Genomic DNA, 979 nt, shown 5'->3' with positions numbered 1-979 from the left:
TCACAGAAGGCATCCTACGACCAGTTCCTCATGGTCGACGAACCGCAGGGCGGTCGCCCGGACGAGGGACTTCAATCCGTTTTCAAGTCCGTTTTCCCGATCACGGATTTCTCCGGCGCTTCGATGCTCGAATTCGTTTCCTACGAGTTCGAACAGCCAAAGTTCGACGTCGAGGAATGCCGCCAGCGCGATCTGACCTACGCTGCACCCCTCAAGGTGACGCTGCGCCTCATCGTGTTCGATATCGATGAGGATACGGGCGCCAAGTCCATCAAGGACATCAAGGAACAGAACGTCTACATGGGCGACATGCCGCTCATGACCAACAACGGTACGTTCATCGTCAACGGCACCGAGCGCGTCATCGTCTCCCAGATGCACCGTTCGCCGGGCGTGTTCTTCGATCACGACAAGGGCAAGAGCCACTCCTCGGGCAAGCTGCTGTTTGCTGCCCGTGTCATTCCGTATCGCGGCTCCTGGCTCGACATCGAGTTCGATGCCAAGGACGTTGTCCACGCGCGTATCGATCGCCGCCGCAAGATCCCTGTCACGTCGCTGCTGATGGCGCTCGGCATGGACGGCGAGGAAATCCTCGAGACGTTCTACACCAAGTCGTTCTACCAGCGCGACGGCAAGGGCTGGCGGATTCCGTTCCAGCCGGACACGCTGAAGGGCCAGAAGGCTCTGTCCGACCTGATCGACGCCGATACCGGCGAAGTCGTGGTCGAATCCGGCAAGAAACTGACGCCGCGCCTGTTGAAGACGCTGAAGGAAAAGGGCCTTAAGGCCATCAAGGCGTCTGACGACGATCTCTACGGCAACTTCCTGGCCGAAGACCTCGTCAACATGTCGACGGGCGAGATCTTCCTCGAAGCCGGCGACGAAATCGATGAGAAGACGCTTGGCGTCATCCTCGGTGCTGGCTTCGACGAAATCCCTGTTCTCGACATCGACCACATCAATGTCGGCGCCTATATCC

Annotated in this window: 1 pseudogene; it reads left to right on the top strand. The window is 58.8% G+C overall.

Annotated elements, in window-relative coordinates:
• Nucleotides 1-979 (top strand): annotated as a pseudogene (locus tag AC04SG_RS32820) (DNA-directed RNA polymerase subunit beta); the annotation flags it as partial.

Source organism: Mesorhizobium sp. CNPSo 4684, from assembly GCF_057784315.1.
The sequence above is the reverse complement of the archived record's forward strand: the minus strand, read 5'-3'. Positions and strand labels throughout refer to the sequence as shown.